Source organism: Cyanobium sp. Cruz CV13-4-11 (genome assembly GCF_024346055.1).
Lineage (GTDB): Bacteria > Cyanobacteriota > Cyanobacteriia > PCC-6307 > Cyanobiaceae > Cyanobium.
Genome location: NZ_JAGQCH010000014.1, coordinates 41,188 through 67,500 on the forward strand (window position 1 = coordinate 41,188; position 26,313 = coordinate 67,500).

A 26,313-nucleotide genomic window follows, 5' to 3' on the forward strand; every position below is an offset into this window, starting at 1 on the left:
TGCTTCAGCGTCCGGGAGGGGCCGACGCAGGAAAGCGCTTCAGGTAGGTGCTGACCGGCAGGGGCCTGGTCTGGTTGTACCCCACCGGCAGCCAGAGGTCACCGGCGGCGGAGTTGTAGTGGATCTCCCAGTGGTAAAGGCCTGTGAACGCCTGGGGGTCCTGGCGAAGCAGCTCGGCGTAATGCAGAACACCCCGCACATAGCGGTTGCTGTTGTTGTACCCCCAGAGCCCCTGGCGGATGTCCTTGAGCCCGCCGCGACGCACCAGGTAGCGGGCGGCGGCATGGATCGCATCCTCCGGGTCGCGGATGTCTCCCTGGCCGATGCCGCGCTGGGCCCAGGTGCTGGGCAGAAACTGCATCGGTCCCCGGGCATCAGCGACGGACACCCCATCGATGCGGCCCATGCCCGTTTCCACCAGATTGACCGCAGCCAGCACCTCCCAGGGGATGCCGGTGGCGGCCGCCGCTTCTCGGTAGTAGCGCAGCAGATTGGCCGCGGGCTGCGGTGGAATGATCTGCCAGGCGGGCACGACGGCCGAACGCGGACCACCCCTGTGCATGGCCAGGAACTCGCGGCGGGCCGCCAGGTGACGGTCGAGGACGCCTTGCCAGCGGACGGGGAGGAACCCACGCACCCGGGCGGCCAGGGCCGGATCGGTGGCGAGCCGGCGGTAGATCACCTGCTGGCGGTGGGCCAGATCGGGCAACTGATCGGGCGATGGGGCCGTCGAACGCAGGGCCATCTCCAGGGCCGCCAGCTCGGCGGCAATGGCGGCAGGATCCTGCGGCAGACGGGGGTAGGCACGGGGCGCCACCGCAGGTGTCGTCGGCGGCGGGGGTAGTGGCTGAGAGGGGGCCTCAGGGGCACTGGCAGCGGGGCGGCGCTGCACCGTCACCGTCGTCACGGCCGCGGCGGCGGAAGCCAGCAGAAGGGCCAGCAGAACGGGGGTGGCGACGCGCATGGGCAGTGGAGCCATCGAGCGTTGGGGCTTCAGGATTTGGTTAGCCAATAGAACTGGTAAGCCTGCAGCACGATGCGACTGGAGGACTGGGACGGGCTGCGGCCTGAATGGAGATCGATGAGGCGGTCGTGGCTGCTGAAGACCGAGGGCACCAGGCTGTCGAGGTCGAAGAACTGCGGCTGGTTGCTGAAGTTGGCCACCACCAGGACCAGATCCGAAGGCCGCAGGTGATTGAAGCGCACGAAGGCCAGAAGGTGCTGATTGTCAAGCTGCAGAATCTCACGGTTATTGAAATCGGCGAAGGCAGAAATCTCCTTGCGGATGGCAATCATCTTCTTCATGGCCGAGAAGATGGAAAACTCCACCGTTCCCTGCTTCCTTCTGAGCTCTGCCTTGGCCCAGTTGATCTTCGGGCGGTGCACCCAGCGGCTGTCGTTGCACTTGCTGGGATCGTCGTAGAAGCTGTAATCGTTCAGGACGCCCAGGGCATCGCCGTTGTAGATCAGTGGAATACCACCGAAAGAAAGGATGATGCCATGCATCAGCAGGATGCGGCTGATGGCCGTGGCGATCAGCTTCTGATCCTTTGACTCCAGCGCCGACTCCAGGCCAACCAGGGAAGCCAGCGATCCACAGATCCGCGCGTCCCCGGTGGTGTCGTTGGGCATGAAGGCCAGGCCCCGGGGAATCGCATCGAAATCGCCCTTGAAGTAGTCGATCAGGAAGCGACGGTGGGCCCGGGGTTCATAGCCCACCTGCTCGATGTCCTGGTCATCGAAGCCGAAGCCGATGTCATCGTGACAGCGGACGTAGTTCAGCCAGGTGGCCCGCTCCAGCTTGTTCGGCAGACTCTTGAGACCCTGCGACAACAGTTTCGTGTTTCGGGTGGCCACGCTGTCCCACAGCAAGGCCATCAAGGTGGCGTTGTAGGCGATCTCACACTCCTTGGCCACGATCGCATCTTCGCCGAAGTATTTAGTGATCTCGGTGGGCGCCACGATGGCCTCGGCAATGAACAACACACCGGGCGCGGTCACCTGGCAGCAGTCCTTCATCAGCTGCAGGATCAGATGGGCCTTACGTTCGTTCTGGCAGGTGGTGCCAAGCTTTTTCCAGAGAAAGGCCACGGCGTCGAGACGCAACACATCCACTCCCTGGTTGGCCCAGAACAACAGCACATCCAGCATTTCAATGAATACAGCAGGATTGGAGTAGTTGAGATCCCACTGGTAGTCATGAAACACCGTCATGACCCATTGCCCCATCGCCTCATTCCAGGTGAAGTTGCCCGGGTCGGACTCCGGAAAGACTTCAGGCATGCTCTGCTCGAAGACGTCAGGGATGTCCCTGCTGTCATAGACATAGTAATAATCCCGGTAGTGCTGCTCTCCAGCAATCGCCCATCTGGCCCACTCGTGCTCATCCGAGGTATGGTTCAGAACAATATCCAGGACGAGCAGGATGTCTCGCTTCCTGAACTCCTCGGCGATGTGGCGTAGATCAGAGATGGTACCGACCCTCTCATCGATCTGGCGGAAATCACTGATCGCATAGCCACCATCACTTTTACCAGCCGGACACCTCAAGATGGGCAGGATATGCACCATATTGATCCCAAGTTCTTGAAAATAGCCAATCTTGTTTTCAAGATCTGATAGATTCTCCGCAAAACCATTGGAGTACACAGCCATCCCCACCCACTTCTGGGAGAGGAACCAGTTGTAGTCGTCCTCCCTCTGAATATCAAGTGACTCGAGATCCAGTGATCGATCAATATAGCCACGAGCCATGGTCTCAACCAGGCGCAGAAGCTGGAACTTGAAGTCGTCACGATGGCCGTAAAGGGTAACGAACAGGGAATGGATAGCGTAGAAGTTGGCACCCAGCCTTGTATAGAAGTGACGCAGATCCTGGCGCCGAATCTCTGGGCGGAGATCGTCGAGAATAGAATTCAGCAGAGAGTGGGAGATTTGTTCGTACATGGCTTCAGCTTGAGCTCCATGCCATCAGAAACTGCTCGTAAACGCTCACGTCGTCGATCGTGGCGCCCCTGCGGGACACCAGCTCAGCAGCAAAGTCACGGGCATGCTCAAGGCTCTCCTCCAGAGGCCACCGCTGGCCAAGACCAAGCAGAAAAACAGCGGAAAAGCCGTCCCCCGCCCCCACCGTGTCGACCACATGGCTGCAGGCGGCGGGTCCAACGGAGACGATCCTGCCGTCCCTCCAGACCAGGGCTCCCAGGGCACCACGGGTGAGGATCAGGGTCTCGAGATTGTGGCGGCGGGCGAAGCGATCCACCGACGACGACAGGCTGGCGTCATCCGCTGCAGCCAAGCCCTCCGACGACAGCAGGGCCAGTTCGGCAGTGTTGAGCTTGACGTGATCCGCATCCTCCACCAAAGGCAGAACCGATTCCGGCGACCACCAGGGGCTGCGCAGGTTGACGTCCAGGAAGATCTGGCCCCGATGCCGGCCCTTGAGAGCCGCCAGGGCCGCAGCCGAAGCGGAATGACGCAGGGCCAAGGTGCCGTGATACAGAAGACCGGAGGCTGGCAGCTGCTGGAAGCCCTCGGACTGGATGACGTCGTAGGCACTCCCCTGCACGATCGCGTAGTGGGGTTCGTCGTCCTCGAAGGTCACGGCCACCCGCCCGGTGGGGTGGGAGGCATCTGCCTGCAGGCATGACGGTTCCAGCCCCCAGGACGTCATGGCGGAACGAATCGCATCGCCACGACGATCCGTACCCACTCGGCTGATGAAGATGGGAGCCAGGCCAAAGCCCCTCAGGTGCCAGGCCACGTTGAACGGTGCACCTCCGAGGACCTCCGTGCCATCCGGGAAGCAATCGAAAAGAACTTCTCCGAAAATGGTGATCGGACAACGCTGCAGCATCAGATCAACCCAGCACCCGGAGGGCATCGGCGTGGAAGTGACCGATCCCTTCCAGGATGCCCGCACTGTAGTTGCCGTTCATGCCCAGAAACCCGCCTCTGGCAAGATACAAACGGTCCACCGTGCCGTTCCGCCTGACCTCCGCGCTAGCCAGCTCGACCACAGATGGATGGGCATTGGCCACCAGCACCGCAGGCAGCGAACTGGTGAGCACCGAAAGATCATTGCCGCTGTCGCCGGCAAACAGCGTCTGATCAGCGTTGAATCCCTGCTTCCACATGAGGAATTCGATCGCGTGCAGCTTGCTGGCCCGCCGCGGCAGGATATCCAGCAAACCGACGGCCGCCTGCTCATCCACGCTATGGATCAGGTTGGCCGTAAGAGCCCGTTCCTCCAGCCGTAGTTCGATGGCCTGCATCAAGGCGGGCAGATCAACATCCAGAGATACGAAGCAACTAAGTTTGTGGATGTTCTGCCTGTCGTCTGGCTGCAATCTCAAACCTGGAAGTCCTGCGAGAAGAACGGCCAGATCCTTTGCCGTGAGTCCCTGCCAATCAGCGGCAATGTGCCGTGACCATGGGGCCAGCAGGGACCAGCCAAGGCCAGCTCGCTGATAGACGGAGCTGCCCACATCAGCAAGAATCCAGTCAGGCTGAGGCAGCCCATAGGCCTGAATCGACTCTTCCACCAACGCCAGGTGGCGACCACTGACATAGGCCAGAGAAAGGCCCGGTTGCGCCACCACGCGGGCGAACATCACGCGGGCCCCTGGGGATTCCTGGGCCTCGCCGTTGGGGAGAAGGGTGCGGTCCAGATCCGTGCAGAGAAGCAGCCGTTGCTCCCATGCCACCTTGGTGCCCAGCTGATCAGTGAAAGAAGTCATAGTGCTCAATCGCCTCCAAAATGCCTGAGGCATGGGATCCCGAAGAGAAATAAACCCGTGCGGAATCACTCAGTTGGGTCAGCTCCTCTCGGAATCGGCAATCCACCACCACGCCCAGGGTTTGGCCCCGCAACATGTCCTCGTCACCGCGGGATCCGCCGTTGACCAGAACACGCTCCAGGGGGATCTTCCATTTGTTGACGACATAGCGCAGCGCCTGTCCTTTGGAGGCACGGGCAGGGACGAAGTCAAGAAAGTGCCCGAAGGAGAGGCTGGTATGGGCCGAAAGCTCATGCTGACGCAACAGCGTGAGAATCTCCTCCATGGAAGGGGCCTGTTGGCCATCGTAGAAGTACGACAACTTGAAACGGCTCTGATGCTCCTTGGACTGCAGGATCAGTCCCGGTAGAGGATCCATGAGCCGCTTGATCACCTGCGGGGTCCACAGATGGTCGATGTGATACGTCCAGGAGATATCTGTCGTCAGCTGCGGTGGGGTATAGATCTCTGTGCCCAGGTTTGTGATCAGCACATCGGGCATGGGAATCGAATGAACCTTCAGGATCTTGAGCACCGAGTTCAGGCGTCGGCCGCTGGCAATGCCAAACAGAACCCTGCGATGCTGCTGCCGCAGCACCGCCACAAGCTGGGCAAGGGCCTGGGGATCGCCAAGCAGGGTGTCATCGATGGCCGTGAAGAGGGCGCAGGTTCGTGTCTGGACAGCCGGAGGCTTGGACAGGGGTGCCGGTCGGGAAAGATCCTGGCTCTGAAGGACCAGAGTCTGCAATCTCTCAAGATACTTTTGTGCATGAGCTTCCCAGGAATAGAACCTGGCGACATTCTTCACTCCATTGGTAGAAAACATTGTCCAAAGCTCTCGATCTTCCAGAATCTGGAGCAAAGCATCGGCAATCGATGCCTCATCAAGAGGATCAACCAGTAGACCATTTTTGCAGTTTCCAATGATGTCCACGGGTCCGCCTACCTCCGTCGCCACAAGCGGCAGTCCACTGGCCGCCGCTTCCAGCAGGGTCAGGCCAAAGGGCTCGGTAAGGGCAGGATTGACGAACACACCCTTCGAGAAAGCTGCCAGCCGATAAATGTCCGCCACATCACCGGAAGAATGGTGCTTGGGCAAAGCCACAAGTCCGTTCAACTCGTGGCAGTCGATGACAAGAAGCAGCTCCGTCAGGACAGCCTGTGCGCCCTCATTGAGCTCACGAATGTCGTTACGATTCCCCGCAACTATCACAAGATTGGCTGCCTGTTGAAGACATTTTGACTGCCCGTAAGCCTCCAGAAGTGAGACGATGTTCTTGCGTTGATCCGGCCTGGAAAGTGCCAGGATCATCGGCTTATCAGGCACCCTGAGATGCTTGTCCAGAGTACTGGCGAATGCGACAGGTCCATCCCCGAAAGAGGGGGGATGGAATTGATTCAGATCGGTTCCCGGTGGAATAACCGACATCTTGTCTGGTGTGTAGCAGTCATACAGCTCGTATTGATCTTCGATCTCATTGTGCGTGCTCGTGATCACGAGATTGGCACTATTCAACACCTCCTCTTCCGCACTGATCCGTTCAGCCATCCTGTAGCGCTGCTGGATCTCCTCGACGGACAAGCCGAGGGCAAGCAGCCGGCGAACCTTGTCCCGACCGAGGGAGTGGCCGGTGTGGATGAGTGGCAAACCCATGAGGTGAGAAAGGCGGACTCCCACATAGCCGGCATCGGCGTAGTGACTGTGCAACACGTCCGGCAGGCGCGGCTGACGATGGAGCCAGGAAAACAACTCATCGGTAAACGTATCGAGATGGCCCCAGAGCTCTTCCTTGGGAATGTAGGCATCCGGTCCGGCAGTGATGCGAATCAGGCGTGCTTTGGGATCCAGCAGCTCCGTCGGCATCCCATAGTCTGCAGAAACGCCAGCATCACGTACGCATCGGGTGACAAGATCCACCTGCCCAACAGAGGCTTGACGGGCCAAGGCCCTTGTTAACTCCACCACATATTTCGTCTGTCCTCCGGTATCAGCATCACGTCCCAATTCAAGATCCTCTCCACGGATCAGGCCATGAATGCTGATCATCAAAATGTAGAGAGAATGGCCCTTGGCACCCATCGTCATGTCTCACTTGCCGTCCTTCCCCCTTCCAGTGTGACCAGGTATGGCCTCATTGGGCCTTGCCAAGGGACTGCCACGCCATTGGTGGTGGCCGATGGCAACGGAAGTGGACGCCCAGCGATTCAGCCCTCAGCCGAGCAGCCAGCGCAGCATCAGGGCCAGCTGACCGAGAACACCCTGTCCAGTGAGCTGCTCACCGATCAGGGCCGCCACGAACCCGAGCATCGCCGCCCGTCCATTCAGCCGTTCCACCCCTGTCAGGGCCGTGAGGTTCCAGGGACGGGAGGTGGTGAGCCCTTCCCCGAAGCGCTCCAGGGGCTCATAGAGAAAGGCCTGTTCGCCGCCTTCCTTGCTGCCTTCCTTGCTGCCTTCCTTGCTGCCTTCCTTGCTGCGTTCGTCCATCGTTTCAGCCCCGCAATGGCTGCACCCTATGCGGCGCCTGGGCGCCACTGCGTTTTCAAGCTACAGTACAGATGTACCAGAGCTTGGCCATGGCACCCGGTCAGATCGATCCCGCGGTGGCTCCCCTCCGGCGGGCCAACCCCCAGCGCTTCCGTGAGGCCCGCCCGGGCCATCTGGCCGTGGTGGCCATGGCCGGCCGGCCCTGGTTCATCGGCCGCATCTGCGACCTCAGTGGCCCAGCCCCGACGGACTTCGCCCGGGTGCTGAACATCGACACCGGTGACATCGAGCGGATTCCAGCCCCCTGGATCGTTGAACTGATGGGGGAAGGGGGACTCGGGATCAGCCGTTCTCTGCACCGATAGCCACCCCGTTCTCCAGCAGATTGATGCGGTAGAGCACCTCCTCGAGGGCATCGGCGGCACCGATGGCGCTGTAGCGCTGGGGATGATCGGGCCCGCAGCAGGACGGCACCGGAGCCAGGATTGTCCAGGGCCTGGCGTGGCAGAACTGGACAACGCTGTGGCGCTCACCACTGGCCCCTGCCGGTGCCACCACCCGATGCCAGCCGGTGGGGATGCGACCGTTCGAGAGACGCTCCAGCATCAGCCCCGTGTTGATGATCACCCGCCCCTCCGGCGGAGCCGCCTCCACCCATTCCCCGGCCACGCGCACCTGCAGTCCCGGCCCGGTGGCCCGCGGCAGGGCCGTGATCAGGTTGATGTCCCCATGGGCCGCCGCCCAGACATGGCCCTGCGCCGGGGCCTGGGCCATGGGCGGGTACCGCAGGGCCCGGGTGAGGGTGGGGGCCTCCGACACCATCTCCTCGAAGAAGCCTTCGGCGCAGCCCATGCCCAGGGCGATCACCCGCAGAAAGCGCCGCTGCAGATCGGCGATCGCCCGGTGGAACTCCCCCAGCACGGCGGTGATGCCGGGCACGGCCGCCTCCGGCAGGAGCTGCTCGGGATAGAGCTCAGGGAACCGGCGCCGCAGGGGATGGCCCAGCGGCAACGGGGCCGACCAGTTCAGCATCTCCTTCCAGTCGGGATGCGCGCTGCCGGCGGCGGTTTCCACCAGCAGCTCTGTGTAGCCGGTCTGGCCGTTGGCGCCCGGGGCGCGGAAGCACCGCTTGGCCCCAGCCTCCAGGGCGAAGAACCGCTGCAGGAGGCCGTAGGCGGAATCGAGCAGATCGACGGGGAGATCGCTGTTGGTGTAGACGAAACCGGTGGCCAGACTGCATCTGACTCCATCGACCACGGCCTCCCTGGCCCGTTGGCTGCCCCGCTCGAAGGCCAGCAGATCCACGTCGAGAATGGCTTCAGCCATGGGGGCGGATTCAGCGGCGACCGTTGACAATCACGGGATTCCCACCCCCGGCCGCCCCGGGCAGGGCGGGCACCACCGACGTCTGACCGTCCCACTTATCCAGGAACAGCTTGTAGAGCACCTGGTCGTCGAGGCTGGAGTTGAGGGTCTGGTAGCGCTTGGCCTCCTGCTCGGCGATCAGCACCTCCGTCTGGGCCCGCAACAGTTGCTGTTCGGCGATCTGCTTCTGCTCGATCGCGGCGCGATACTCCTCGGCGATCTGCAGGCCGGTGAGATCCAGTCCCTGGACGGTCACGTAGTCGAACTTGCGCAGCTCTTCAGCCACCTTCTCCTGCACCAGTTCCGAGATGGAGTTCCACTCGGTGGCGATGGTCACCAGTTCGTACTGGGAGAACACCGACTTGAGGGCCTTCAGCAGGGACGGCTGGATCACCCGCGGATAGATCTGCTGGTCGTCGGTGGCGATCGTTTCGTAGATGCGACCCGCCTCGGCGGGCTTCATGGCGTACTTCACCGTCGCGGTGGCCTGGATCACCTGCAGGTCCTTGGTGAGGGTGGAGAACTGCTCCGGCCGCACCTGGGTGCGCACATCGAAGAGGGAGGTGTTCTGGGCCAGGGGAACCTTGAAGTTGGCCCCCGGCTGCCGCGGCGCGCCGGTGACCTTGCCCAGGGTGGTGACCACGGCGACGCTGCCCGCCGGCACGATGAACACCGTCTGGGTGAGCAATACCAGCCCTCCCAGCACGGCGGCGAAGATCAGCTGCCAGAGGCCGCCGAAGCCGTTGTCTGCGCCGGAGCGCATGGGGGATTGCATCGGGTGACTGGGAACCATGGGGGTGCCACGACCCTAGGCAGCGTTGGTGGCCCGGGGCCGCCATCGTGGGATGACCAGCAGATGGGGGAGGGCTGGTGCTGCGCTTCATGCTCGAACTGGTGCCGGCCCTGGGGATCGGAGTGTTGCTGGGGCTGCGGTTCCCAGGGCTGCCGGGGAGGCTGGCCCCACCGCTGATCTCCTGGGGCATCCCGATCGGCCTGGTGGCCCTGCTGCTGCGCTCGGGCTTCCAGGCCAACCTGCTCACGGCGGCGCTGATGGCGGTCGCCGCCTCGGGCCTGGGCCTGCTGCTGCTGCGTCTGCCGGCCCTGAGCCGCCGGATCCCCGACGGCAGCCTGCAGCTGGGCTGCATCGTGGGCAACACCGCCTATTGGGGACTCCCTGTTGGGTTGGCCCTGCTCCCTGCCGAGGCCATCGGCTTCACGATCGCCTTCGATCTGATGGCCACCCTGATCACCTGGAGCCTTGGCCCGCTGCTGGTCGACCGGCACGCCGGCAACCTCCGCCAGCAGCTGCGCGTCCTGGCCACCAGCCCGGCCATCCGGGGGCTGCTGCTCGCCTTGCTCGTGTACCAGACCCCCTGGAGCGCCTCCCTGGCCCAGTGGCTCTGGTGGCCGGCACGCCTGGTGATCCTGGTGGCCCTGGCGATGGTGGGGATGCGGCTGGCTCTGGTGCTGCGGCGTCGCCATCCGAGCCCTGAGAGCCCCCCCGGGCTGGGGGTGGCCCTGGCGGGCAAGCTCCTGGCGTTGCCCCTCGCCGTGCTGCTGCTGGCCAGCCTGCTGGGTTTGCCCCCCCTGCTGCGGGATGCGGTGGTGCTGCAGGCGGCGGCTCCCACCGGCGTCTCGGTTCTACTGCTGACGGAAGCGGCCGCCGTCAGGCAGCCGGCAGGGGCCTCTGCCAAGCAACAGGGGGCGGCGGAAGCGGTGGCGGCTCTGGTGTTGTGGAGCACGGGCCTGGCCCTGGTCTCGGTTCCGCTGTGGTGGTGGCTGCTGAGCGGTCCGCTGGGGAGCTAGGACTGGCCCGGAACGCTTTGCCCACCCGTCGGCGGCCATGGCCGGATCTCTCTCCCAGCGTCTCGACCGCAGCCTGTCCCACCTCAAGGGTGTGGCCGTGCTGCCCCTGCTGATCCTGGCGGTGCCCTGGGTCCAGGAGATCATCGACCAGCTGGTCTTCGGGGGGCGCTGGAACCTGCCGATGGTGCCGGGGGGCCCCTTCCTCGGCGTTCTCACGGCCCCCTTCAGCCACGGTGGCTTCGGGCACCTGATCAGCAACAGCCTCTGGTTCCTGCCCCTCTCCTGGCTGGTGCTGGCCAAGAGCCGGGGCGACTACCTGGCGGTGTGGCTGGGGGTCTACGCCACGGCCATTCCGGTCTGGCTGTTCTGGCACCAGGCCAGCCACGGGCTTTCCGGGCTGATCTACGGCCTGCTGGGTTACCTGCTGCTGATCGGCTGGCTGGAGCGCCGCCCAGTTTCGATTCTGTTGTCGCTCACGGCCCTGTTCGCCTACGGGGGTGCCCTGCCCAGCCTGTTGCCCTTCCTGAGTCCCCCGGGGGTGAGCTGGATCGGCCACGCCTCCGGTTTCGCCGGGGGGGTGCTGGCCGCCCTGGTGATCCACCGCGAACGGGGGAGCTAGCGACTTGTTGCTCCTGCCACAGCCGTGGCTGAGGCGGCCTCCCCAGCGCCGCCGCCGCTGGCCCGTTCTCCTGCTGGCCATCGGCGCCATGGCGCTGCTGCTCCTGCCCCTGGCCAGGGCAGCCCTGACCCAGCCGGCCCCACGCCCCCCCACCAGCTATGACCTGGCCTGGCGGGCCCCCTTCAACCGTCCGGCGCACTATCCCCTGGAGCGTCGGCCGGATCTGGCCCTCTACCGCCCCCATGGCGACTGGTTTGGACGGCTGATCCTTCCCCCTGCCGCCGCCATGGCCCAGGGCGGCGAGGACTGGGTATGGCTGGAGGTGGAACAGGCCCCGGCCGGCCATGACGACCTGATCGGCCGGCGGCTGCGCCTGGGCTGGCAGGACGACCCGAGGCTGCGTGCCCTGGTGGGGAAAATGCAGACGCCGGTACGGCTCGGGGCCGAGGCCCGCCTGGCGGCCCAGCAAGGCAATGTGGTCCCCACCCGCCTGGACGGCCGTGATGACGTGGGGCCGCTGCAGTCACTTGCTGGGGCCCACCCCCACGACGACATCACCGTGGCACTCGAAGCGGTGCAGCTCGAGCAGCGGGACGGGGAGCCCATGCTGCGCATCGGCCGTCCGCCCCTGCAGAGCACGGGCCGCTGGGTGGGCCTGGTGCGACTGCTCCGGCGCGATCCTGCCGACCCTGAGCGTTTCCGGGTGCAGCATTACGACCGGCTCCGGGGGGGCTTCAGCGGCGCCATCGAAACCGTCAGGCTGCCCCGCCAGCCACCCGATCGCCACGGCCGGCGCTTCTTCGATCCGGAGGGGCTGCTGGAGACGCCTGCGGGCGACGAAGGCTGGTACCTCTACGGAGCCCCGGATAGCGCCGGGACCTTCACGGCCCAGGCCCTGGAGCCCCGCCTGCTCACCTCCCTGGCAAGCGACCGGCTCCTGCGGGGCACCACCGCGGGACTGAACCACATCAACCGGGTCAACTGGAGCCGCGACCAGACCCGGCGCGGCCGCTTCACCCGGGTGGACCTGGTCCCCGACGGTCCCCACACCCCGTGGCAGCCCAGCGACCGCTCCCTGCTGATCCACAACTTCGGCGGCATCGGTGGCCCGGAGGGCGAGCCGATCAGCGGCTTCACGGTCACGGGTCATTTCGCCTTCGGCGCCGCCCGGGTGGTGATCGATCCCTTCACGGGCCAGCCCCGTTTTGACATGCGCTACCACCAGATCTATGCCAACAACCCCAATGGCATCGTCTCCGGCAGCCAGGACTGGAGCGCCTACACCGGCAACCTGCAGCGGGGCTGGCTGGGCACGCGTCCGATCTCCGACGTGCTGGTGCGCACCGAGCCCCTGCTGCTGGAGGAACTGGCGATCCAGGCGGAGGTGCTGATGGCCCGCTACCGCAGCGGCGACGGCAGCGGGGTGTCCCTGGTCAGTCCGGCCATCTCCTGCGTGCAGGATTCCAGCCAGGCCCTCTGGATCGCCATCGACCAGCTGCGTCGCCGTCGCCGGCAGCTGGACGGCCGCGAGCTGCCCCGGCTGGCTTCACTGGCCCAGGCTCTCGATGCCCTGCTGACCCCCTTCGGCATGGTGCGGTCCGACTGGCGCCACAACGCCTCGCTCATGGACACCCCGGGCGATGGCCCGGACCGGTTCAAGGCCAACCCGAGCCTGTGGGACGGGGTGCTCAGCTGGCGCTCCATGCTGCCCCGCCGGGCCCACGATGAGATGGCCGGGGTGTTCCTGCGCCATGGCGACCCCCTCCATGTGGTGCGCACCAACCAGGTTCCCGGGGTCGACGAGCGCCTGGCCCCCCTGGCTCCAACCCAGCTGCTGGGGCAGTTGCCTGTGGTGGGGGTGGTCCTGCCCCGGCTGATGGACGCCTTTTTCGCCCCTCTCACCGGCCGCGGGCTGGCCCTGGGCGCCCTGCTGCTGGGGGCCTACGCCGCCGCAGCCCTCGCCTTGGGGCGTGGCACGGGATTCCTGCCGGCGCAGCGGACCAGGGCGAGGCCCCTCGTCATGGTCCGCCAGGCGATCGTCCTGTTGCTGACCCCGTCCCTGATCGAGGAAACCCTGTTCCGCGCGGCCCTGCTGCCCCACCCCCTCGAAGGGCTGAACGGATGGGACAGCCTCGCCTGGGGAGCCCTGAGTGTGGGGCTGTTCGTGGCCTGGCATCCGTTGGCCAGCCGGCTCTGGTATCGCCAGGGGCGGCGCCTGTTTGACGACGGCCGCTTTCTGCTCCTGGCCAGTCTGCTGGGGGTGGCCTGCGTGATCGCCTACCAGGCCACCGGCTCGATCTGGCCGCCGGTGCTGATCCACTGGCTGGTGGTGCTGATCTGGTTGGAGCTGCTGGGGGGCCGCTCGCGGCTTGGCCAGGCGGTTCAGGGATAGGCGTTGGGGACGAAGAACTGCTCGTTCATCGGGGGCCGCTGATAGTCGCCGCCGCTCTTGCGGGGGGGCAATTCGATGGCGGCCGGGGTCATGTCCTCGTAGGGGACCTTGCTGAGCAGGTGACGGATGCAGTTGAGCCTGGCCCGTCGCTTGTCATTGGCCTCCACCGTGAACCAGGGAGCCTCAGGGATGTTGGTGTGGGCGAACATTTCATCCTTGGCCCGGGAGAACTCCACCCAGCGATCTCGGGATTCCAGATCCATCGGGCTGAGCTTCCAGCGCCGGGCGGGGTCTTCGAGACGGGAGCGGAAGCGGATCTCCTGCTCGTCGTCGCTGACGGAGAACCAGTACTTGATCAGGGTGATGCCGCTGCGCACGAGCATGCGCTCAAACTCCGGACAGGACAGCATGAACTCATCCACCTGCTCCGGTGCGCAGAAGCCCATCACCTTCTCAACGCCCGCCCGGTTGTACCAGCTGCGGTCAAACAGCACGATCTCCCCGGCCGAAGGGAAGTTCTCGACATAGCGCTGGAAGTACCACTGGGACTTCTGCTGGTCGGAGGGGGTACCCAGGGCCACCACGTTGCAGCCGCGGGGGTTCAGGGGCTCGGTGATCCGCTTGATGGTGCCGCCCTTGCCGGCGGCGTCACGGCCTTCGAACAGCAGGATCATGCGGTAGCCCACATGTTTCACCCAATACTGCATCTTGACCAGCTCCACCTGCAGCCGGACCAGTTCCTTCTCATAGAACTTGCGGTCCAGCTTGGTGGGACGGTCTTCTGGAAGGCTGGCGAGGTCGTCGAAGATGGGAGAGGGGCGGTAGAGATCCGACTCACTGATACCGCTGGATCGGTAGGAATTCGCCGTCTTTTTAGCTGACTTGTCCTTGCTGCTCAGGTCCTTGGATTTAGCTGCCGACCTGTCGGCCTTGATCTTGGAACCGCTTTTGTCCTTTTTTCCCATGCCACTGCGGAAGGTGAGCTGCTTACGGAATAGCCCATCCTCGGCCAGGGGACGGCAACAATGGTCACCCTGAGACAAACAAACAGCTTGACGGCGCTTTCCTCAGGAACGGCGGCCCGGGTCCACCCCAGCCTGTGCCGTCACTGCCGCTCCATCAGTTGGGAGCATCGGAGCTCTGGACCCACTGGGCGATCAACTGCTCCTGGCGCACCAGCCGATAGCGGCTGGTCTCGCAGGGGCTACGCCGGTACTGATCCCTGAGGCTTTCAAGCCTGGAAACCAGGTAATGGTAGACGGGATGATTTTTGTGCATGAGTTAGACCGAGAGGCAGCAACTTCTTAACAAGAGTTAACCGGCAGAGGGGTTGGGTCGCCGGTTTCTCAGGCGGCGAAACTAAAACCAGGAGCCCACTGGGCGATCAGCCGCTCCTGGCGGACAACGCGGTAGCGGTTGATTTCGTTGGGGAACTGGCTGTACTGCTCGTTGAGGGAGCGGAGCTGCTCCAGCAGCGCATTCAGAACGGGATGGTCAGCATTCATGGCTCGTGTCGATCTGTTGCCAAAATCTTAACTGAATCGGAAGGGGTGCAGCGCCGGCGCTGCGGTCGGGTCAGCGAACCCCCATGGCGGCGCCCAAGCCCGAATGTCCCCGTTTGGGGGGGGGCGCGATGGTCGGCCATGGACGACAGTGGATGGATCTCTGCGGGGCCTGCCCCGAAGGATGGCCGATGAGCGCCCGATCGCTTCCAGCGTCCCTACCGAAGGCCACGATTCCGAAAGTCACCATCGGTGAACTGGAGGCCAACTATTCGATGTACTGCAAGGCCCTGCGCCTGCTGGTCCGCGAAGGACGAACCCTGAAGAAGATCCAGCGCACGGTCTGCTGGCACCGCCTCGAGCAACTGCACCAATGCCTGCCGAGCCAGTACAAGGACCCTGACTACCTCTTTCTGTTGTTGCGCCGCGAAACCAACCGCAAGGCGGCAGGCCTCCCCTGCCCCACCTGAGTCGACCAGGGGGTTCCAGTAGCAACCGTCACAACGGTCAGCCCCATGGACCTTCACCATGCCTGAGCGGACAATGCTTCTAGGGTTCCGATCCTCCTTTGCAGGCTCTGCCGGCAAAGAAAAGGATGTCTGGTCCGAGAGAAGCACATTCACTGTTCTGGGGCCCATGTCCCCAAAACAGTGAATGGCACGGAGGGACAAAAGCCCGGGAGACCGCCCCATTCCCACCGTGCCCAGAGGACTGAATGAACGAACCGTCCAGCGGCAGCGCAGCTGATGCGGCCGAGGCATTTGCGCGGGGTGGTCACCCTGCCGGCAGTGAAGGGGCCCGGGCCCTGGAGAGAGAAGCCGCCCTGCCCCTGACCGGCTGGCAGCAGGAGGTTGACCAGGGCCTTCGCTATGGCCTGGAGGCGGCGAGCAGCATCGTCGATCGGCGCATCTCCACCTTCTCCCGCGGTGAGCTGCCCCACTACGCCGGCATCAACACCTTCATGAAGGCCCCGTACCTGGAGGATGTGAACCGGGTCGGGGACTTTGACGTGGCGGTGGTGGGCGTGCCCCACGACAGCGGCACCACCTACCGCCCAGGCACCCGCTTCGGCCCCCAGGGGATCCGGCGCATCTCAGCCCTGTACACCCCCTACAACTACGAAATGGGGGTCGACCTGCGCGAGCAGATCACCCTCTGCGACGTGGGGGACATCTTCACCATCCCCGCCAACAACGAAAAGAGCTTCGACCAGATCTCCAAGGGCATCGCCCACGTGTTCGCCAGCGGCGCCTTCCCGATCATCCTGGGCGGCGACCACTCGATCGGCTTCCCCACCGTCCGGGGCGTCTGCCGCCATCTCGGCGACAAGAAGGTGGGCATCATCCACTTCGATCGCCACGTCGACACCCAGGAGACCGACCTCGACGAGCGCATGCACACCACGCCGTGGTTCCATGCGACCAACATGGCCAACGCCCCGGCCCAGAACCTGGTGCAGCTGGGCATCGGCGGCTGGCAGGTGCCGCGCGAAGGGGTGAAGGTCTGTCGCGAACGGGGCACCAACGTGCTCACCGTCACCGACATCTGCGACATGGGCCTGGAGGCGGCGGCCAAGTTCGCCATCGAACGGGCCACCGACGGTACCGACTGCGTCTACATCTCCTTCGACATCGATTGCATCGACGCCGGTTTCGTGCCTGGCACCGGCTGGCCCGAGCCGGGCGGGTTGCTGCCACGGGAAGCCCTCAAGCTGCTGGAGCTGATCGTGCGCAACGTGCCGGTCTGCGGCCTTGAGGTGGTGGAAGTCTCCCCCCCCTACGACGTCAGCGACATGACCTCCCTGATGGCCACCCGGGTCATCTGCGACACCATGGCCCACCTGGTGGTGAGCGGCCAGCTGCCCCGCAAGTCGGTGCCGGCCTGGCTTCACAGCGACTGCAACATGCAGGTCGACCGCGCCTGGAGATAGGGGCGTGCACGAAGTCGACATGACCCGCTGCCTGCTCCTCTCCATGCACGAGTGGAAGCAGCAGCACGCCCCCCGGGAGCCCCACGTGGACCGGGTCCACCTCGAGGTGGGCACCTTCACCTGCGTCGAACCCGACCAGCTGGTGGTCACCTGGTCCGATGCCGTCAAAGGCACCTGGCTCGACGGGTCCGAACTGGTGATCGAGTCGGTGCCCCTTGTGGGTCGCTGCGTCCGCTGCCAGGCCACCTACAGCCCCGATGCCGCCGACGGCTTCCGCTCCCCCTGCTGTCAGCACCCGATGGAGGAGATCGTCAGCGGCCGCGAGCTGCGGATCCGCTCGGTCGCCTACGGCTTCGAGCCCTCTCCCGCCCACGTACCGCCCACCACTCCCCGTCCCACCGCCGCCCGCTGATCCGCCATGCACATGCCCCTCGAAGACACCCTCGGCCTCAACCTGCTGGCGGCCAACCAGCACCGGGCCGAGCACAACCGCGAGCACTTCGACGCCTGGAACCTGCTCTGCCTCAACGTGATGAGCAGTCCCGGGGCCGGCAAGACCTCCCTGCTGGAGCGCAGCCTCGCCGCCCTCTCAGGCCGCTGGGCCATGGCCGTGCTGGAGGGCGACATGACCACCCTGCTCGATGCCGAGCGGCTGGAAGCCGTGGGGATTCCGGTGGTGCCGATCACCACCGGCCGTGCCTGCCACCTCGATGCCGCCATGGTGAGCGGCGGCCTGAAGCTGCTCCACCAGCGGCTCGATCCCGCCGCCCTGGACATCCTCTGGGTGGAGAACGTGGGCAACTTGGTCTGCCCCGCCGAGTTCGCCATCGGTGAGCACCGCAAGGTGGCCCTCCTGAGCGTCACCGAGGGGGACGACAAGCCGCTCAAGTACCCGGTCATGTTCCGGGAGGCCGATTGCGTGCTGATCACCAAGGTGGATCTGCTGCCCCACCTGCCGGTGGATGTGGAGCGGATCGAGGCCCACATCCGCCAGGTCAACCCCCGCACCGCCGTGTTCCGCCTCTCCGCCACCACCGGAGAGGGCTTCGAGGCCTGGCACGACTGGCTCGACGCCCAGCGCCAGGCCGTTCAGACCTCCCCCACCCTGCTGCACGCCTGATGAGTCACCAGCATCCCGCTTCCGATGCCACCACGGCCCTGCAGGCCGACCTGCGCTCGAAGGGGGTCCGCTACGCCCTGGCGAGCTTCGTCGACCTGCACGGGGTGAGCAAGGCCAAGGCCGTACCCCTCGCGCACCTCGGCCAGATGATGGCCGGCTCCGAACTGTTCACCGGGGCGGCCCTCGACGGGGTTCCCCAGGAGGTGAGCGACGACGAGGTGGCCGCCGTCCCCGATCCCGCCAGCGCCACGGTGCTGCCCTGGCAGCGGGAGGTGGCCTGGTTCGCCAGCGACCTGCATCTGCACGGCCAGCCCTTCGACGCCTGCAGCCGCCACATCCTTGGCCGTGTCCGCCAGGAGGCCGCCGCCATGGGCTTCCGCTTCAACCTCGGCATCGAGACCGAGTTTTTCGTGCTCAAGAAGGGCGCGGCGGGCGGCTGGGTGCCCTACAGCGATCGCGACACCCTCGACAAACCTGCCTACGACGTACGCGGTCTGCTCGACAACCTGCCCTGGCTGGACGAGCTGGTGCAGGCGATGAACGATCTGGGCTGGGGGGTCTATTCCTTCGATCACGAGGATGGCCCTGGCCAGTTCGAGACCGACTTCGATTACGCCGAAGTCCTCACCATGGCCGATCGGCTGACCTTCTTCAAGCTGATGGCCAAGGAGATCGCCCATCGCCATGGGCTCCTGGCCACCTTCATGCCCAAGCCGTTCGGTGACCGCACCGGCAGCGGCGCCCACTTCAACATGTCCCTGGCCGATGGGCAGACGGGTGCCAACCTGTTCGCCACCCCCGAAGCCACTCCGGGGAAGGTCACCCGGCTGGCCGAACACTTCATCGCCGGCGTGCTCCGCCATGCACCGGCCATCTGCGCCGTGATCGCTCCGACGGTCAACAGTTACAAGCGGTTGGTGGCCCAGGGGAGCATGTCGGGATTCACCTGGGCTCCGGTCTTCGTTTGCTACGGCAACAACAATCGCACCAACATGCTGCGCATTCCCTCACCGGGGGGACGGGTGGAATGCCGGGCCGCAGACATCTCCTGCAATCCCTATCTTGGCGCCGCCCTGATGCTGGCGGCCGGGCTGGAAGGGATCCGCGAAGAACTCGATCCCGGAGCACCCAATCTGGTCAATGCCTACACACTCAGCGCGGCGGAACGGGCCGAACGGGGCCTGACCATGCTGCCGCGGACCCTCGGTGAGGCCGTCGAGGCTTTCGCCCTGGATCCACTTGCCAAAAGCGTATTCGGTGATGCCATGTTCGAGGCGTTTATCACCTACAAACGTGAAGAGTGGGAGTCCTACCACTCTGCGGTTTCCGAATGGGAGCAGCAACGTTATCTGGAGTTCTTCTGACGACCTATCCGACGATCAGCGACCTTCCACGTGATCACTCGGAACACCGAAGTCAGCCCTGATTCCCATCTCCAGACGCCATCCTTTCCCCGATTTCCCTGATGTTTAAGTTTTCCTCGATCCGTCGTCAACACCGGGCCCTATCCCTTGTTCTCGTAGCCAGCCTCGGGGGAGGATTGCTGGCCGGTTGTCAGCAACCAGCCAGCCAGGAAGCACCGGTAAAAATCGGTTACAGCGCCTGGCCAGGCTGGTTCCCGTGGAAAGTCACGGAAGTCAAGGACCTGTTCAAAGCGCAGGGCGTATCGGCCTCGATGCAGTGGTTTGACGGCTACCTCGACTCCATCAACGCCCTCAACGCCGGTCAGCTTGACTGCAACAGTCAGACCCTGAATGACACCATCAGTTCCGTGGCTGGCGGAGCGGATCTGCAGATCGTGCTGCAGAACGATTTCTCCACGGGCAACGACCAGATCATCGCCGCAGCGGAAATCGCCTCCATCCCTGGTCTGAAGGGCAAGAAGGTGGCCGCCGAAGAAGGCACGGTCGACCACTTCCTGTTGTTGAAGGTGCTCAAGGACGCAGGTCTCTCGGCCAAGGACATCACCTTCGTCCCCCTGGAAACCGGCGCCGCCGCAGCGGCCTTCGCTGCCGGCAGGGTGGATGCGGCGGGTGTCTATGCCCCCTTCACCACCCAGGCCCTGAAGCGACCGGGCAGCCGGGCCCTGGCCACCTCCAAGGATCACCCCGGGGCGATCAGCGATCTGCTCGTCTGCCGCACCGATTTCGTCGCCAAGAATCCCGAGAAAGTCCAGAAGATCGTCAACGCCTGGTTCGCCACCTTGAAGACCATCGAGGACGATCCCGCCGGCACCCTGCCAATCCTGGTGGAGCGCTCCGGTGTCAGCGAGGCGGAGTTCAAGGAGTACAACGCCGGCACCACCATCCAGACCCTCGCGGAAAACCGCAGCAACTTCAAACTTGGCACCACGATGCTGTCGCTGCCCTATGCCGCCGAGCAGATCAGCGCCTTCCTGGTCGAAACGGGCCTGGCCAAGACCAAGCCTGATCTGACCAACCTGCTGAATTCCCAGTTCGTCGACAACGCCCCTTGACCGCCATGGTCCGGTCTCCTGCCCTGCGCCGCTTCTTGCATCATCCCTGGGTCCTGGGGGTGCTTGGCCTCCTCACGGTCTTTGTGATGTGGTTTCTGGCCACCTCCAGCGGCATGGTCGACAAGCTCTTCCTGCCCGGGCCCGGGGCGGTGTGGCTGGCGGGCAGCGACCAGTTTCAGCAGGGGATTCTGGTCAAGGACGCCATCGCCAGCATCCAGAGGGTCTTCCTGGGATTCGTGATCTCCGCGGGGCTGGCCTTGCCGATCGGCATCGCCATGGGCACAAACCGGACGATCTGCTATCTGCTCGAGCCGCTGATGGGGTTGATCCGGTACATGCCGGCGCCGGCCTTCATTCCCCTGCTGATCATCTACTTCGGTCTGGAAGAGCTGCCCAAGGTGATGCTCATCTTCATCGGCACCTTTTTCTTCAACACCTTGATGATCATGGACGCGGTGAAGTTCGTTCCCTCCGAATTGGTGGAAACGGCGCTGACTCTGGGGGGCCGGGGTCTGCCGATCCTCACCAGGGTGGTGGCCCCCTTCATTGCCCCCCAGGTGCTCGACACCTACCGGATCAACATGGCATCGGCCTGGAATCTCGTGATCGTTGCCGAACTGGTGGCAGCCAACGAGGGCCTGGGCAAACGCATCAGCCTGGCCCAGAGATTCCTGCGCACCGATGAGATCTTCGTTGGCCTGATCGTGATCGGCCTGATTGGCCTGATCATCGATCTCGGCTTCCGGTTCCTGATGCGCCGGGCCTGCTCCTGGGCCAACTGAACCCCATGCATCTTCAGGTTTCCAACGTCTCCAAGAGCTTCGGTGAGGGGCGCGATTGCAAGCTCGTCCTTGAGAATATCAGCTTTGAGCTGGTGTCCGGCCAGTTCATGGCCCTGGTGGGAAGCTCGGGATCGGGCAAGTCCACCGTGATGCGCTTGATCGCCGGTCTGGAGCGCCCCAGTGAGGGCACCATTCACCTCGATGGTGAGCGGGTCCAACGCCCCGGCTCCGACCGGGGCATGGTGTTCCAGAAGTACAGCCTCTACCCCTGGCTGACGGCGGCCCAGAACGTCGCCTTCGGCCTGTCGCTCCAGGGCAGGGACAAGGCGGAGATCCGGGAGCGGACCGCTTACTTCCTCGACGTGGTCGGCCTGGCGGATGCGGCCCGGCTGCTGCCGCGGGAACTCTCCGGGGGCATGCAGCAGCGGGTGGCGATCGCCCGGGCCCTGGCCACCGAGCCGAAGGTGCTGCTGCTGGATGAGCCCTTCGGGGCGCTGGATCTGCAGATCAGGGAGTCGATGCAGGAGTTCCTCCACGATCTCTGGAAGACCACGGGACTCACGGCCCTGCTGATCACCCATGACATCGAGGAAGCCCTGCTCCTCGCCGGCACGGTCCACATCATGGCGCCACGGCCCGGCAGGATCGTTCACACCGTGGCCGTGCAGCTGGATCGCTCCGATCTGCGCCACCTGCGGGTGTCCCAACCCTTCCTGGAACTGCGCGAGGAACTGGCGAGCCGCCTGCGCAGCCTCGACGGCTCCCTGCTCTGAACGCCCTTCGATGCCGTCCGCCTCAGCCGCTTTCCTGCCGCCGGAGCTCTACCGCTCCGAGGCCGTCGCCGCCCTCGAGCGGGAGCACGTCGCGTCGCGTTTCTGGCATCCCGTCGTCGTCGCCGCCGATCTGCCCCCTGGCCATGTCCGGGCGGTGGAGTTGCTGGACCTGCCGGTGCTGCTCAGCCATGGCCATGACGGCGTCGTCCGGGCCTTCCGCAACCGTTGCCCCCACCGGGCCGTGGCCTTCCGGGAGCCAGCCGACGGCAGCGTGGCCTGCCGCAGGCTGGTGTGCCCGTACCACGGCTGGACCTACGACCTGGGCGGAACGCTGCTGGCGGCCGCCCGGGAAGCGGAGTTCGTCGAACCGTTCGATCGCGAGGCCTGGCCGCTGGAGGTTCTCGGCTGCCGGGTGCGGGCCTCCCTGATCTGGGTGGCCCTCGGGGCCGATCCGTTCCCGCTGGACGATCAGCTGGATCTGCCGCTGCAGGAAGCCCCCGACGCCCTCGCCCGAACCCTGGTGCCCCTGGCCTTCCACAGCCAAGCCCTGACCTGCAACTGGAAGATCGCCAACGACAACACCCTCGACGACTATCACGTCGCCATTGCTCACCCCACCACCCTGCACCGGATGCAGGGCCCGGTGCGCCACTACAGCCATCGCTTCGGCACCTGGGCCAACGTGCTCGCCACCCCCTGGCTGGACGGGGACAGCGAATTTCTCACCTTCGGCCTGCCGCCCTGGAACCACCTGCTGCTGTGGCCCGACGGACGCCTGGCCCTGATCCAGTTTCTGCCCGCTGCCGTGGACACCTGCACGATGCAGGTGTGGCTGCTGGGGCCGGAAGAACGCCAGGGCGAAGGGGAGGCCCTGATGGCGGAGATGGTGCAGTTTCTCGCCGAGGACCGCGCCCTGGTGGAGTCGGCCCAGCGGGGGTACGGGGAGGGGTTCCGCACCGGGCCTCCCCATCGGCTGGAGGCCCGGATCCTGCACCAGCAGGCGATCTACGCCGCGCTGCTGGTGCCCTGGTACGCGTCGGGGAGGATCCCCAGATAGACAGCCTCTTTGAACAAGGCCCGTTTGGCCTCCGCATCCTGGCGCTGGTCCGCAATGGCGTAGCGGGCACGCAGCGAAGCGATCAGAGCGGCCTGACGGGGGTCCGGTCCCTTGGACCCATGGCTGCCAGCCGGGGCGGCGTCGGGGACGTCAACGGAGTCCATCACGGATTAATTCTGTTCTGTATCAAGACATCCTATCGACGGCCATGGCTGAAAACTGTCGGCGCAACCACTGCGCCATCGCTGTGTTGATCGTCAGCAGATCGGCCACGGGCTGGTCGGTGAACGGGAGCGTGGGCATGTAGCCGTCCGGGCCGAATTCAGGGGTGAAGCTCGGCGGCGGCGCCCCCCGCTTCTCAGCCCGCTCGGAGAACAGCTGCCAGCAGGCCAGGTGGGCCGCCAGGGCGCCGGCATGTTCGGGGGCGAAGGGGTGGGACACCTGCGGACCCTGGGCATGGCCGACCCGGGCGTGGATGTGGTCCACGCGATCCGCCATCACCTGCACCGGCTCCAGGTCAGGGGTCATCAGCCGCTCGGCCACCACGCACCAATGGCTCAGATCTGCCGTGAGCCGCAGCCCGGGCAGGGCCTCCAGCAGGGGGGCGATGGTCCAGGGCATCCCCAGGCAGCGGGATCGGTGGGTTTCGAAGCTCACCGACAGGCCGGTGGCCTCCGCCAGCGCCAGCGCCTCGGCCAGGAAGGACATCTGCCGCGCAAGCGGCCAGGCATCGCTGCCGGTGAGCACGGTCACCCGGTGGGGTTGCAGCCCGACGCAACGCTGCAGCAGCTCGCCCAGTTCCTCCAGGTGCTGCTCCGGCGTGCAGCCCAGCTGCGGCACGTAGCCGCCACCGGTGACCACCTCCAGCACCAGGGGCCTGCCGCGGTCCCGCAGACGGGCGGGGCCATCGGCGTCGGCCAGCAGGCAGGGATGGCGGATGTTCAGCTCCAGGCCATTGAAGCCCCCACGCTCGGCCGTCTCCAGGGCCAGGGCCAGGGAGCCTTGGAAGCCCCAAAGAGAAAAGAACAGAAGGGACGTCACTGGACCCGCCTCAGGCGGCTTCCACTCTTCCCTGCCGCAGGACGGGGACGGGTAACCAGCTGCACCGGTTGCCACGCCCGGGGCAAATGTTCAGCGCGAACGGTGTTGGGTCGACCGCGAGCGGGACAGTGGTTGCAGGCCTTCCCTTTTCGCAGGCCAGCTGCCCCAGCCGTGACCGTTTCACCCTCCTCCGCGCCTGCGGCGACCGGCCCGGGAGCTGTCTCGCCGCTCCTGTCCGGTCCCCTGCTGCAGCGTCTCAACGAACGCCGCGATGGCCCCGGCTGGCGGCGGCTGGCCTTCCATCTCTCGCTGCTGGCGGTGGGCGCCCTGCTCTGGGGCTACCCGGCGTTGCCCGCCCTGCCCACCGCGGCCCTCTGGGCCCTTCGGCTGGTGGGTCTGCTGCTGCTGGGCTGGGGTCTGGCCTTCGGCTTCTGCGCCATGCACGAATGCGGGCACCGCACCGCCTTCGCCAGCAAGGGCGCCAACGACACCGTGGCCTGGTGGGCCGGAGTGCTGAGCTTCTACAACGCGGATTACTACCGCCGCTATCACCAGTGGCACCATCGCTTCACCCACCAGCCGGGCCTCGATCCCGAGCTGGAGCAAGCGCCCCCCAGCACCCTGGCCGGCTACCTGCTGGAGCTCAGCGGCCTGCCCTGGTGGATCGGCAAGCTCCGGGGCCATGCCGCCGGCCTGCGCGGTGACTTCGGCGGCAGGCCCTACATCCCCGCCGAGGCCGCGGCGGCAGTCACCCGATCGATCCGGCTGCAGTTCGCCGTCTACGCCGTGCTGCTGGTGGCCTCCCTGTGGCAGGCCAACGGCGCCCTGTTCTGGTTCTGGCTGCTGCCCCTCGCTGTTGGGCAGCCGCTGTTGCGGTTCGTGCTGATGGCCGAGCACGGCGGCTGCAGCACGGACACCGACGGCCTCAGCAACACCCGCACCACCCGCACCCTGGGGCCCCTGCGCTGGCTGATGTGGGAGATGCCCTTCCACGTCGAGCACCACCTCTATCCCTCGCTGCCCTTTCACGCCCTGGCCGAGGCCCACGGCCATCTGGCGCCCCATCAGGTGCACACCGGCCAGGGCTACCTGGCGGTGCACCGCAGCTTCCTGCAGGACCCCTCCCGGCTCGCCCTCCCCTGAGTCCCGATCCCTTGCCACCCACCCCCGCGCCCCCGCGCCGCTTCGCGCTCGGGGATTTCCCCCTCGCCGGCGGGGGTCAGATGGCCGCTGCCGGGCTCGACTACCGGGTCTACGGAACCCTGGCCGAAGACCGCTCCAACCTGGTGCTCTACCCCAGCTCCTATGGCGCCTGGCCGGAGGACATCGACTGGGTGGTGGGACCGATCCTCGATCCGGAGCGCTGGTGCGTGGTGCTGGTGAGCCAGTTCGGCAACGGTCGCTCCAGCAGCCCGAGCAGCGGTGATCCAGGGCTGGCCGGCGGCCGCTGGCCCGTGGATCACCGCGACAACGTGGCCGCCCAGCGACGGCTGCTGGAGGAGGTGTTCGCGGTGACCTCCCCCGCCCTGATCTATGGCTGGTCGATGGGCGCCCAGCAGGCCTACCACTGGGCGGTACTGGAGCCGGAGAGGACCCGGCGGATCTGCTGTGTCTGCGGCACGGCGCGCACCACCCCCCACAACCGGGTGTTCCTGCTCAGCCTGCGCCAGGCCCTCACCGCCGACCCCAGCTGGGATGGGCACCGCTTCCGGGGCGTGCCGGAGCAGGGATTGCGCACCTTCGCCCTGATTTACGCCAGCTGGGCCGCCAGCCAGCCCTTCTACCGCCGCGGTGCCCATCGCCAACTGGGTTATGCCAGTGTCGACGCCTACGTGGAGGAGTCCTGGCTGCCGGCCTACCGCCGCCATGACCCCCACGACCTGCTGGCGATGCTGGACGTCTGGCTGGCGAACGACGTGGCCACCGCCGCGGGGCTTGCTTCGGGTGACGCCGAGGCCGATCTGGCCGCAGCCCTGGGCCGGATCCGGGCCCGCACCACCGTGATTGCCGGCCGCCACGACCTTTACTTCACCCCCGAGGACTGCGGGGCCGAGGCCGCCCTGATCAGCGGCGCCCACTTCGAGGTCCTGGAGTCCGACCTGGGTCACCGGGCCGGGAATCCCCGGGACGCTCCGGCTGAGCAGCGCCAGCTGCGGGCCGCCATCGACCGGCTCTGCACCGCCTGAC

The 26,313-nt window shown here is 65.5% G+C and carries 27 protein-coding genes and 1 riboswitch; of the genes, 15 read left to right on the forward strand and 12 right to left on the reverse strand.

What is annotated here, in order from left to right; genetic code table 11:
- Positions 1-4 precede the first annotated feature (4 nt).
- The 6 genes from KBZ12_RS11455 to KBZ12_RS11480 form a co-directional block, all read right to left on the reverse strand.
- Complete coding sequence (locus tag KBZ12_RS11455; RefSeq protein ID WP_254958090.1) at positions 5-979, reverse strand: lytic transglycosylase domain-containing protein; 975 nt, start codon at positions 977-979, stop codon at positions 5-7.
- 14 nt (positions 980-993) lie between these two features.
- Positions 994-2,946, reverse strand: a complete 1,953-nt coding sequence (locus tag KBZ12_RS11460) for an amylosucrase (protein WP_254958091.1) — start codon at positions 2,944-2,946, stop codon at positions 994-996.
- A 4-nt stretch (positions 2,947-2,950) separates the two neighbouring features.
- On the reverse strand, positions 2,951-3,883 hold the full coding sequence (locus tag KBZ12_RS11465; RefSeq protein ID WP_315859424.1) for a PfkB family carbohydrate kinase: 933 nt from the start codon (positions 3,881-3,883) through the stop codon (positions 2,951-2,953).
- Positions 3,861-4,739, reverse strand: coding sequence for an HAD family hydrolase (locus tag KBZ12_RS11470; protein ID WP_254958093.1), 879 nt, complete (start codon positions 4,737-4,739; stop codon positions 3,861-3,863). The genes KBZ12_RS11465 and KBZ12_RS11470 overlap by 23 nt, the downstream gene beginning before the upstream one ends.
- Positions 4,723-6,864, reverse strand: a complete 2,142-nt coding sequence (locus tag KBZ12_RS11475) for an HAD family hydrolase (RefSeq protein WP_254958094.1) — start codon at positions 6,862-6,864, stop codon at positions 4,723-4,725. Before KBZ12_RS11475 ends, KBZ12_RS11470 begins: the two co-directional genes overlap by 17 nt.
- Positions 6,865-6,990: 126 nt before the next feature.
- The gene (locus tag KBZ12_RS11480) at positions 6,991-7,263 is read right to left on the reverse strand and encodes a chlorophyll a/b-binding protein (RefSeq protein ID WP_396101087.1); all 273 of its coding nucleotides are present in this window, start codon (positions 7,261-7,263) and stop codon (positions 6,991-6,993) included.
- Positions 7,264-7,352: 89 nt separating this feature from the next.
- Here KBZ12_RS11480 and KBZ12_RS11485 point away from each other — a divergent pair, with 89 nt between their 5' ends.
- Positions 7,353-7,628, forward strand: coding sequence for a hypothetical protein (locus KBZ12_RS11485; RefSeq protein ID WP_254958095.1), 276 nt, complete (start codon positions 7,353-7,355; stop codon positions 7,626-7,628).
- Here KBZ12_RS11485 and KBZ12_RS11490 read toward each other — a convergent pair.
- Together KBZ12_RS11490 and KBZ12_RS11495 are read right to left on the reverse strand one after the other, a co-directional pair.
- A complete protein-coding gene (locus KBZ12_RS11490; protein ID WP_254958096.1) occupies positions 7,606-8,589 on the reverse strand; it encodes an isopenicillin N synthase family oxygenase in 984 nt (327 codons plus the stop codon). The two genes, KBZ12_RS11485 and KBZ12_RS11490, sit on opposite strands and share 23 nt — an antisense overlap.
- Positions 8,590-8,599: 10 nt before the next feature.
- The gene (locus tag KBZ12_RS11495) at positions 8,600-9,403 is read right to left on the reverse strand and encodes a prohibitin family protein (protein WP_254946098.1); all 804 of its coding nucleotides are present in this window, start codon (positions 9,401-9,403) and stop codon (positions 8,600-8,602) included.
- Positions 9,404-9,498: 95 nt separating this feature from the next.
- Here KBZ12_RS11495 and KBZ12_RS11500 point away from each other — a divergent pair, with 95 nt between their 5' ends.
- From KBZ12_RS11500 to KBZ12_RS11510, 3 genes are read left to right on the forward strand one after another with little or no spacing between them, the layout of a single operon-like run.
- Positions 9,499-10,434, forward strand: a complete 936-nt coding sequence (locus KBZ12_RS11500; protein ID WP_254958097.1) for a malate transporter — start codon at positions 9,499-9,501, stop codon at positions 10,432-10,434.
- A gap of 37 nt (positions 10,435-10,471) precedes the next feature.
- Positions 10,472-11,053 (forward strand): rhomboid family intramembrane serine protease, encoded by a 582-nt coding sequence (locus KBZ12_RS11505; RefSeq protein WP_254958098.1) that lies wholly within the window; start codon positions 10,472-10,474, stop codon positions 11,051-11,053.
- 7 nt (positions 11,054-11,060) lie between these two features.
- Entirely contained in the window at positions 11,061-13,445 is a 2,385-nt protein-coding gene (locus KBZ12_RS11510; protein WP_254958101.1) for a type II CAAX prenyl endopeptidase Rce1 family protein, read from the forward strand.
- Here KBZ12_RS11510 and ppk2 read toward each other — a convergent pair.
- The 3 genes from ppk2 to KBZ12_RS11525 all read right to left on the reverse strand — a co-directional run bounded on the left by ppk2 (position 13,436) and on the right by KBZ12_RS11525 (position 14,950).
- Positions 13,436-14,488 (reverse strand): polyphosphate kinase 2, encoded by a 1,053-nt coding sequence (ppk2, locus tag KBZ12_RS11515; RefSeq protein WP_396101091.1) that lies wholly within the window; start codon positions 14,486-14,488, stop codon positions 13,436-13,438. The two genes, KBZ12_RS11510 and ppk2, sit on opposite strands and share 10 nt — an antisense overlap.
- A gap of 76 nt (positions 14,489-14,564) precedes the next feature.
- On the reverse strand, positions 14,565-14,723 hold the full coding sequence (locus KBZ12_RS11520; protein WP_254958102.1) for a hypothetical protein: 159 nt from the start codon (positions 14,721-14,723) through the stop codon (positions 14,565-14,567).
- Between the two features lie 68 nt (positions 14,724-14,791).
- Positions 14,792-14,950: a hypothetical protein gene (locus KBZ12_RS11525; RefSeq protein ID WP_254958103.1), complete on the reverse strand. Its 159-nt coding sequence runs from the start codon at positions 14,948-14,950 to the stop codon at positions 14,792-14,794.
- 188 nt (positions 14,951-15,138) lie between these two features.
- Between KBZ12_RS11525 and KBZ12_RS11530 the strand changes: the two genes are divergently transcribed.
- From KBZ12_RS11530 to KBZ12_RS11570, 9 genes are all read left to right on the forward strand, one after another.
- Positions 15,139-15,417: a DUF3136 domain-containing protein gene (locus KBZ12_RS11530; protein ID WP_254958104.1), complete on the forward strand. Its 279-nt coding sequence runs from the start codon at positions 15,139-15,141 to the stop codon at positions 15,415-15,417.
- A 68-nt stretch (positions 15,418-15,485) separates the two neighbouring features.
- Positions 15,486-15,631: riboswitch (guanidine-I (ykkC/yxkD leader) on the forward strand.
- A gap of 31 nt (positions 15,632-15,662) precedes the next feature.
- Positions 15,663-16,877, forward strand: coding sequence for an agmatinase (gene speB / locus KBZ12_RS11535; protein WP_254958106.1), 1,215 nt, complete (start codon positions 15,663-15,665; stop codon positions 16,875-16,877).
- Positions 16,878-16,881: 4 nt separating this feature from the next.
- Positions 16,882-17,289: a hydrogenase maturation nickel metallochaperone HypA gene (locus tag KBZ12_RS11540; protein WP_254958107.1), complete on the forward strand. Its 408-nt coding sequence runs from the start codon at positions 16,882-16,884 to the stop codon at positions 17,287-17,289.
- Positions 17,290-17,295: 6 nt separating this feature from the next.
- The gene (gene hypB / locus KBZ12_RS11545) at positions 17,296-17,997 is read left to right on the forward strand and encodes a hydrogenase nickel incorporation protein HypB (protein WP_254958108.1); all 702 of its coding nucleotides are present in this window, start codon (positions 17,296-17,298) and stop codon (positions 17,995-17,997) included.
- Positions 17,997-19,361: a type III glutamate--ammonia ligase gene (glnT, locus tag KBZ12_RS11550; protein ID WP_254958109.1), complete on the forward strand. Its 1,365-nt coding sequence runs from the start codon at positions 17,997-17,999 to the stop codon at positions 19,359-19,361. Before hypB ends, glnT begins: the two co-directional genes overlap by 1 nt.
- Positions 19,362-19,462: 101 nt before the next feature.
- Positions 19,463-20,473, forward strand: coding sequence for an ABC transporter substrate-binding protein (locus KBZ12_RS11555; protein ID WP_254958110.1), 1,011 nt, complete (start codon positions 19,463-19,465; stop codon positions 20,471-20,473).
- A 5-nt stretch (positions 20,474-20,478) separates the two neighbouring features.
- Positions 20,479-21,255: an ABC transporter permease gene (locus tag KBZ12_RS11560; RefSeq protein ID WP_254958111.1), complete on the forward strand. Its 777-nt coding sequence runs from the start codon at positions 20,479-20,481 to the stop codon at positions 21,253-21,255.
- A gap of 5 nt (positions 21,256-21,260) precedes the next feature.
- Entirely contained in the window at positions 21,261-22,028 is a 768-nt protein-coding gene (locus tag KBZ12_RS11565) for an ABC transporter ATP-binding protein (RefSeq protein WP_254958112.1), read from the forward strand.
- 10 nt (positions 22,029-22,038) lie between these two features.
- Positions 22,039-23,085, forward strand: coding sequence for an aromatic ring-hydroxylating dioxygenase subunit alpha (locus KBZ12_RS11570; protein ID WP_254958113.1), 1,047 nt, complete (start codon positions 22,039-22,041; stop codon positions 23,083-23,085).
- A 186-nt stretch (positions 23,086-23,271) separates the two neighbouring features.
- Here KBZ12_RS11570 and KBZ12_RS11575 read toward each other — a convergent pair whose 3' ends face one another.
- Positions 23,272-24,126 carry a sugar phosphate isomerase/epimerase gene (locus KBZ12_RS11575; protein WP_254958114.1) on the reverse strand — a complete coding sequence of 285 codons (855 nt, stop codon included), beginning with the start codon at positions 24,124-24,126 and terminating at the stop codon, positions 23,272-23,274.
- A gap of 171 nt (positions 24,127-24,297) precedes the next feature.
- Between KBZ12_RS11575 and KBZ12_RS11580 the strand changes: the two genes are divergently transcribed.
- Positions 24,298-25,269: a fatty acid desaturase gene (locus KBZ12_RS11580; protein ID WP_254958115.1), complete on the forward strand. Its 972-nt coding sequence runs from the start codon at positions 24,298-24,300 to the stop codon at positions 25,267-25,269.
- Positions 25,270-25,280: 11 nt separating this feature from the next.
- Entirely contained in the window at positions 25,281-26,312 is a 1,032-nt protein-coding gene (locus KBZ12_RS11585; protein WP_254958117.1) for an alpha/beta fold hydrolase, read from the forward strand.
- Position 26,313: the final 1 nt, after the last annotated feature.